Here is a 7,679-nt window from a genome sequence, read left to right as displayed (position 1 = left end):
GGCGCGGCTGGCGGCGCCGGGCGCCCATCGAGGCGCTGATGCCGCTGAAGCTCGCCCGCTACGGCGTCCCGCTGACCCATCACGCCGTGATGACCCCGGACCCGGGGGAGGGGGTTCTCGCGAAGGTCCTCACGAAGGGCGACACCCATCACGCCGTGATGGGTGCGGGACAACAGCAGGAAGCGCGACACGAAGAGCGACACGAAGAGCAGCACGAAGAGCAGCACGAGGTGAAGGCCGAGGAGGCTACCCATCACGCCGTGATGACCCCGGACCCGGGGGAGAGGCGCGGGATGGGGGAGAGGCGCGGGATGGGGGAGGGGCGCAGCATCGGTCGGTCAGCCGCTGCGGTTGCCGTGCGGGCCTCCGTCGTCAGCGCCGCCGTCAGTGACCTGCCGGAGCTGACCACTGTCGACCGCTACTACCACGCCTGGCTGCGCTACACCGAGGAGCACGACCGCGAGCCCAACGGGCAGGAGCTCTCCGAGTACCTCACCGAGCAGCGGGCACGGGGGCTCGGCTCCGACACCGCCAAGCCCAGCACCCTGCGGCGCTACCTGCTGGGCTTCCGGATCTATCAGGCGTGGCAGGACCTGGCGGAGACGGCCGGCGCAGCCGACGTCGATCCCGACGCGCTCGTGGACCTCCTTGCGCAGCGGGGGATCACCGGCCAGTACCGGGCGGCGCTTGTCCGCGAGGACTTCACTGAGGCGATGCTCACCGACTTCCAGCGCCGGTACGCGGCCCTGCGCACCTACGCCGCCGGCTGAGGACGTACCGCCCCCGTATTCCCTGCGCACCCCCTCTGACCTGCGATGCGCAGTCGCGTCGCGGCTGCGCATCCGCCGTTTCCGCGAGGCTGGGGGAGTGCGATGCGCACCCGCGTCCTCTACGCACCCGCGTCCTGCGCAGGCTGCCGGCGCAGCTTCTCCTCGATCTGCGCCCACCGCTGCTCATCGGCCACCATGCCCCGCGCCAGCAGGTAGAAGCTCTGCTCGCACATCTCCGTCAGCTCCTCCCTGCGCAGGTGCGCACCGGCGAGCCAGCCGAGCACCGCCTCCTCCATGTACGCCAGCCACCCCGCCACCGTCAGCCGCAGCGCCGGAGTGAGCTCCGCGCCCGCCTCCTCGACGGTCGTGGTGATCCAGCCGGCGAGGGTGGCGCGGACGCTGGCGTGGAGGGTGGGGGAGCCGTGGTTGAGGCGGATGACGGCCCGGTAGATCGACGGGAAGCGCGAGACGTAGTCGACGAAGGTCTCGATACCGCTGTGCAGTTGCTCGGCCGGGCTGAGCAGCGGGTCGGGGCGGATGTGGTCGAGCAGCTCCCCGGCGGCCATCTCCAGCACGGCCTGGCGGAACTTGCGCTGGGAGCCGAAGTAGTGGAAGAGGAGCCCGGGGGAGACCTCCGCCTCGGCGGCGACGGTCTCGACGGAGACCTCGTCGATCGGCTTGGTCTCCAGTACGCGGCGCGCCGCGGCGAGGAGTTGGGCCTGCCGTTCGGCGGGCAGCATCCGGGAGGAGGGGGTGCGGGCCATAGGGCTCAGTCTGCATCAAGGTGCAAAGAGGATGTCACTCATGTATTGACAGAATGTCTCTTGGACCTACTGTTGAGTAATCCTCAACAAGAGCAGTCTCCTCCACCCCCGCATGACTTCGGGAGCCTCCATGAAGAAGACCATCGCCCCACGGAAGGCCGAGGAGCACGACGACCTCGTCCTCACACCGCGCGACGTCCACTTCGACTGGGAGGCGCTGCCCCTGCACTGGATTCCCCGCGAGCCGCTGGCGACCAGCGTCGTCAACGTGCTGCACCTGCTGCTCCCCGAGGGCGAGCGCTGGTTCGTGAAGGTCTTCCAGGAGGCGGTGCCGCTGATCAGGGACGAGGAGCTGCGCACCCAGGTCCTGGGCTTCGTCGGCCAGGAGGCCATGCACGCCGAGGCCCACCAGGGGGTGCTGGACCACCTGACGGCCAAGGGCGTCGACATCGAGCCCTACGTCGAGCACGTCGCGTTCATCTTCCGGGACATCCTCGGTGAGAAGCCGGAGCTGAGCCCGCGCGGCCGGCGCGCCTACCTGATCGAACGCGTTGCGATCATCGCCGGCATCGAGCACTTCACCGCCTTCCTGGGCGACTGGATCCTCAACGCGGAAGGGCTGGACCGGGCGGGCGCCGACGCGACCATGCTGGACCTGCTGCGCTGGCACGGCGCCGAGGAGGTGGAGCACCGCGCGGTGGCGTACGACCTGCTGCGGCATCTGGACCGCGGCTACTTCCTGCGGATCCGCGCCATGGTCGTGGCCACCTCGGTGCTGGCGGGGCTGTGGGTGCGCGGCACCCGCCACCTGCTGGCCGTCGACCCCGAGCTGAAGGGGCGGCGCAAGCCGGGTCCGATGGGGGCGCTGCGGGCCTCCCGCAAGGGGCTGCTGCCCGACCTGGTGCGCCTGGTGCTCTCGGTGCTGCGCTACCTCAGCCCCCGCTACCACCCCAGCCAGGAGGGTTCGACGCGCCAGGCCATCGCCTACCTCGGCACCTCGCCCGCCGCCCGCGCCGCCGCGCACTGACCACCCCCTCCCCGCGAAGGACCTGCCTCCGTGACCCGCACCCCGCGCCCGCCCCGGCCCGTTCCGCCCCCCGACCTGCAGGGGCGTGGGCGCCCGGACCGCTTCCTTACCGGCCTGCAGCGCTTCTCCGCCGCGTACATCAAGCTCACCCTCACCCGCTCCCCGCGCCCGGGGGCGGACGGCGAGCGCCCCACCGATCTGGTCGTCACCGCCCGCGAGCAGCTCGCCGACGACGTCGTCGCCCTGCGCCTGGCCGACCCCGACCGGCGGCAGCTGGCGCCCTGGCAGCCCGGCGCGCACCTCGACCTCGACCTGCCCTCGGGCCGCCGGCGCCAGTACTCCCTGTGCGGCGACCCCGCCGACCGCTACGCCTACCGCATCGCCGTGCGCCTCATCCCCGACGGCGGGGGAGGCTCCGCCGAGGTCCACCGCGAGCTGACGGAGGGCACCCGGGTGCGTATCGCCGGACCGCGCAACGCCTTCCCCTTCGCCGGGGACACCAAGGTGCTGCTGATCGCCGGCGGCATCGGCATCACCCCGATCCTGCCGATGGCGTACGAGGCGGCCTGGCGCGGCGCCGACTTCCACCTCGTCCACACCGGCCGTACCCGCGACTCCCTGCCGCTGGCCGCCGAGACCGCCCGCCTCGCGCGCCGCCACCCCGGCCGCGTGGAGCTGCGCAGCGACGACGTGGAGGGTATGTCGAGCGCCGCCGACCTCCTCGCCCGCGCCCCCGAAGGCGCGGCCGTCTACGCCTGCGGCCCCTCGCCCATGCTCGACGCCCTGCGCGCCGCCTTCCCCCAAAGCCCCGCCACCGCCCTGCACTTCGAGCGCTTCACCCAGGCGCCCATCACCGGCGGCAAACCCTTCACCCTGCGCCTGCGCGACGGCCGCGAGTTGGACGTACCCGCCGACCGCAGCGCCCTGGACGTCCTGCGCGACGCCGACCCGGCCACCCCCTACTCCTGCCGCCAGGGCTTCTGCGGCGTGTGCAAGGTGCGTGTCCTGGCCGGGAAGGCCGACCACCGCGACCGCCGCCTCACCGAAGCCCAGCGCACGGACGGCGAGATGCTCGTGTGCGTCTCGCGCGCCGACGAGGGCGCCTGCCTCGACCTCGACCTCTGACCCGACCGACCCCTCCCCGGCCACGCAGCCACCCCAGCCCGCGACGAAGGCGAGAGACCTCTCCCATGAGTACGCACACCCGCGTTGCCCGCAAGGCGCTCCCCGCCTTCCCCTTCGACGAGAACGACCTCGCCCGCTTCCGCGAGCTGCAGCAGCTCTCCTACCGCTGCGCCGAGAACGTCGCCGTCTGGCTGGAGCCCGGCGTCACCGAGCGCCAGGCCGCCGGCCGGCTGCGCCGCGAGCTGGTCGCCGCGGGCGTGGAGGACTTCTTCCACGTTCCCTTCGCCTGGTTCGGCGACCGCACCGCCTTCCGCCACTTCCGCACCCCGCTGCAGTTCTTCGCCACCGGGCGCCGGCTGAAGGAGGGTATGTCGTACATCCTGGACTGCGCGCCCGTCGTCGACGGCTACACCGCCGACATCGGCTACAGCGGCGTCCTGGGCCGCAACCCCATCTGGGAGCGCATCGCCGCCGACCTGCTGGACTACCGCGAGCTGATCGTCGAACTCGTCCGCGAGCGCCGCACGTTGGACGAGGTCTACGGCGCCGTCGACGCGAAGATCGCCGAGCACGGCTACGACAACCGGCACAAGGTCTACCCCGGCCGCGTCATCGGCCACCAGGTCACCCGCATGCCCCCCCAGCGCCTCCCCGCCGGCGTCAGCCTCTTCGGCTTCGGCGTACGGACCCTGCAGACCCTCGGCCGCGAGCTGGTCCACGAGCGCCTCGCCGGGCGCTCCCCGCTGTGGGCCGACGGGCGTGCCTCGCGCCACGCGCCGACCCCGGGGCTGTGGGCGGTGGAGCCCCATGTGGGCTTCCGCGACGTGGGGTTGAAGTTCGAGGAGCTGCTCGTCGTCACCGACGACGACGCCTACTGGCTGGACGACGACCTGCCGCATGTGCACCTGGCCGACGAGCTGCGCAAGAAGAGGGAGAACGCCAAGTGAGCACGCCCAAGAAGCCCGCCCGCGAACCGCGCCCCGCCAAACTCCCCCTGGACAAGGCGGCCGTGCGCTCCACCGCCGTACAGTCGGGGGAGGTCACCCTGGCCGTCTACGAGCAGGGCGACCCCGCCGCGCCGACCGTGCTGCTCGTCCACGGCTACCCCGACACCCACTACGTCTGGGACGACGTCGCCGCCGACCTGGCCGCCGACCACCACGTGGTGCGCTACGACGTGCGCGGCGCGGGCGCCTCCACCGCCCCCGCCAACCGCGCCGGCTACGCGCTGGAGCACCTGGGCCGCGACCTGTACGCCGTCATCGCCGCCACCAGCCCCGGGCGCCCCGTGCACCTGGTCGCCCACGACTGGGGCTCCATCCAGGCGTGGGAGGCCGTCACCGCGCCCGACGCCGCCGAGCACCTCGCCTCGTACACCACCCTGTCCGGGCCCAGCCTGGACCACGTCGGGCACTGGATCCGCCACCGGCTGCGCCGCCCCACCCCGCGCCACCTGCGCCAACTCGCCTCGCAGGCGGCGCACTCCTGGTACATCTACCTCTTCCACATCCCCGTCGCGGCCCCCGCCGTCTGGCGCCTGGGCCTGGCCCGCATATGGCCCACCGTGCTGCGCGCGGTGGAGGGCGTCGAGCCCCGTCCCGGGCACCCGCAGCGCACCCTGGCCCGCGACGCGGCGCGCGGTGTGGAGCTGTACCGCGCCAACATGCTGCCCCGGGTGCTGCGTCCGCGCCAGCGGCCCACCGCCGTGCCGGTGCAGCTGATCACCCTGACCCGCGACACCTACGTAAGCCCCGCGCTCAGCGAGGGACTTGAGCGCTGGGCGCCGCGCCTGTGGCGCCGTGAGCTGGCAGCGACCCACTGGTCGGCGCTGCTGAAGAAGGGAAGCACCGTGGCGTCGATGGTCCGCGAGTTCGCCGCCCACCAGGACGGCGCCCCGGCGCCGCGCGCGCTGGCCCAGGCCCGGGAGGGGGCCGGGGCGAAGGGCACGTCCCGTGCTTTCGCGGGCAGGTTGGCCGTGGTGACGGGCGCCGGCAGCGGCATCGGGCGCGCCACCGCGCTGGCCTTCGCCGACGAGGGCGCCGAGCTGGCGCTGTGCGACGTGAGCGCCGAGGGCCTGGAGCGTACGGCCGAACTCGCCGCGCTGCTGGGCGCGACGGTGAGCACGCACCTCGTCGACGTCTCCGACGGCACGGCGGTGGACGCCTTCGCCGCGAAGGTCGCCGCCGAGCAGGGCGTCCCCGACATCGTGGTCAACAACGCGGGCATCGGCCACTCCGGGACCTTCCTGCAGACCACCGAGGCGGAGTGGAAGCGCGTCCTGGACGTCAACCTCTGGGGCGTCATCCACGGCTGCCGCGCCTTCGGCACGCTGATGAAGGAGCGCGGCGCCGGCGGCCACATCGTCAACGTCTCCTCCGCCGCCGCCTACCTGCCGTCGAAGATGCTCGCCGCCTACGCCACCAGCAAGGCGGGCGTGTTCATGCTCTCCGACTGCCTGCGCGCGGAGCTGGCGGCGGAGGACATCGGCGTCAGCGCGATCTGCCCGGGCATCGTCAACACCGCGATCACCCGCAGCACCACCTTCTCCGGCCTGGACGAGGAGCAGCAGAGCGCGCGCCGGCGGAAGTTCTCCGGCCTGTACGCCCGCCGCGGCTTCCCGCCGGAGAAGGTCGCCTCCGCGATCCTGCGCGCGGTGCGCACCGGGCAGGCGGTCGTCCCGGTCACCGTCGAGTCGAAGGCGGCCCGCCTGGCGAGCCGTTTCGCGCCGGGGCTGGTGCGGCTGGGGGCGCGGGTGGGGATGTAGCTCCTGTACGGACCCGGCTTGGGCCCTGACCTGGAATGATCGGCTCATGCGCGCGGCCCGGCTCCTCTCCCTCGTCCTCCTGCTGCAAAACCGGGGCAGGCTGACGGCCGGCGAGCTCGCCGAGGAGCTGGGGGTCTCGGTCCGGACCGTCTACCGGGACATCGACTCACTGAGCGCCGCGGGCATCCCGGTGTACGGGGACGCCGGGCACCACGGCGGCTACGAGCTGCTCGGCGGCTACCGGACCCGCCTCACCGGACTGCACGCCGACGAGGCGGAGTCCCTGTTCCTGGCCGGGCTGCCCGGCGCGGCGGACGACCTGGGACTGGGCGAGGTGCTGGCGGCGGCGCAGTTGAAGCTGACCGCGGCGCTGCCGCCCCCGCTGCGCAGCCGGGCCGGTCGGATCCGGGAGCGCTTCCACCTCGACGCGCTCGGCTGGTACCGGGAGCAGGACTCCCCGCCCGCTCTGGTGGCGCTCGCCGACGCGGTGTGGAACCAGCGGCGCATCCGGGTACGGTACCGCCGCTGGGCCGAGCCGCAGGAGGTCGAGCGCCGGCTCGACCCCTACGGCCTGGTCCTCAAGGCGGGCGTCTGGTATCTCGTCGCAGCGGTGGACGGCGCGGTGCGGACCTACCGGGTGTCCTCGATCCTGCGTCTGGACGTGGGGGAGGACGTCTTCGAGCGCCCCGGCAGCTTCGACCTGGCCGCCCACTGGCAGGACTACCTCGCCGTCTACGACGCCCGCAGACTGCGGCTTCAGGCCTCCGTCAGGATCGCTCCCGCGCTGCTGGCCGCGCTGCCGGACCGCCTGGACGCGGCACTGGTCCGCGCCGTGGAGGACTCGGCGGGGCCGCCGGACGCGGACGGCTGGGTGACGGCGACCGTACCGCTGGAGTCGGTCGGGCTGGCGGTGCCGACGCTGCTGTCACTGGGGCCGGACATCGAGGTGCTGGCTCCCGGGGAACTGCGCCGCGCGATCGCGGAGGCGGCGGCGGCCGTGCTCGACCGGTACCGGCCGGCGGGCACGTCGGACCGGGCGGGGGAGGGCGACCGCAGCAGCAGTCCGGCGGACAGGGTCGCCAGCAGGGCGAGGGCGGCGAGGACCGCGAAGCCGTAGCGCGTGTCACTGTGGTCGGTGACCGCCGCGACCAGGAACATCACCCCGACCGTGGCCGCCAGCCCGCCGCCGTTCGCCAGCCCGAAGACCCGGCCCACGGAGGCCTCGTCGG

General features: G+C 73.3%; 8 protein-coding genes. 6 read left to right on the top strand and 2 right to left on the bottom strand.

Features of this window, described 5'->3' with window-relative positions:
* Positions 1-254, bottom strand: a 254-nt coding sequence (locus tag ACFQLX_RS14255) for a hypothetical protein (RefSeq protein ID WP_386414906.1), incomplete at its 3' end; no start/stop codon positions are given.
* 102 nt (positions 255-356) lie between these two features.
* Between ACFQLX_RS14255 and ACFQLX_RS14250 the strand changes: the two genes are divergently transcribed.
* Positions 357-770: a hypothetical protein gene (locus ACFQLX_RS14250; RefSeq protein ID WP_386414904.1), complete on the top strand. Its 414-nt coding sequence runs from the start codon at positions 357-359 to the stop codon at positions 768-770.
* A 119-nt stretch (positions 771-889) separates the two neighbouring features.
* Here the strand turns inward: ACFQLX_RS14250 and ACFQLX_RS14245 are convergent, their stop codons facing one another.
* The gene (locus ACFQLX_RS14245; protein ID WP_386414902.1) at positions 890-1,534 is read right to left on the bottom strand and encodes a TetR/AcrR family transcriptional regulator; all 645 of its coding nucleotides are present in this window, start codon (positions 1,532-1,534) and stop codon (positions 890-892) included.
* A 130-nt stretch (positions 1,535-1,664) separates the two neighbouring features.
* Between ACFQLX_RS14245 and ACFQLX_RS14240 the strand changes: the two genes are divergently transcribed.
* The 5 genes from ACFQLX_RS14240 (at position 1,665) to ACFQLX_RS14220 (ending at position 7,567) form a co-directional block, all read left to right on the top strand.
* Entirely contained in the window at positions 1,665-2,561 is an 897-nt protein-coding gene (locus tag ACFQLX_RS14240) for a metal-dependent hydrolase (RefSeq protein ID WP_386414900.1), read from the top strand.
* Between the two features lie 30 nt (positions 2,562-2,591).
* Complete coding sequence (locus ACFQLX_RS14235) at positions 2,592-3,686, top strand: PDR/VanB family oxidoreductase (RefSeq protein ID WP_386414899.1); 1,095 nt, start codon at positions 2,592-2,594, stop codon at positions 3,684-3,686.
* Positions 3,687-3,751: 65 nt separating this feature from the next.
* Positions 3,752-4,633 (top strand): M24 family metallopeptidase, encoded by an 882-nt coding sequence (locus ACFQLX_RS14230; protein WP_386414897.1) that lies wholly within the window; start codon positions 3,752-3,754, stop codon positions 4,631-4,633.
* A gap of 47 nt (positions 4,634-4,680) precedes the next feature.
* A complete protein-coding gene (locus tag ACFQLX_RS14225) occupies positions 4,681-6,450 on the top strand; it encodes an SDR family oxidoreductase (RefSeq protein WP_386414921.1) in 1,770 nt (589 codons plus the stop codon).
* A gap of 46 nt (positions 6,451-6,496) precedes the next feature.
* Positions 6,497-7,567: a helix-turn-helix transcriptional regulator gene (locus ACFQLX_RS14220; RefSeq protein WP_386414895.1), complete on the top strand. Its 1,071-nt coding sequence runs from the start codon at positions 6,497-6,499 to the stop codon at positions 7,565-7,567.
* Positions 7,568-7,679: the final 112 nt, after the last annotated feature.

It is taken from the genome of Streptomyces polyrhachis (assembly GCF_042663125.1).
In the GTDB taxonomy this organism is placed as follows: Bacteria; Actinomycetota; Actinomycetes; order Streptomycetales; family Streptomycetaceae; genus Streptomyces; species Streptomyces polyrhachii.
Note: the sequence above shows the minus strand (reverse complement) of the source record. Positions and strands in the feature narration are given on the sequence as shown.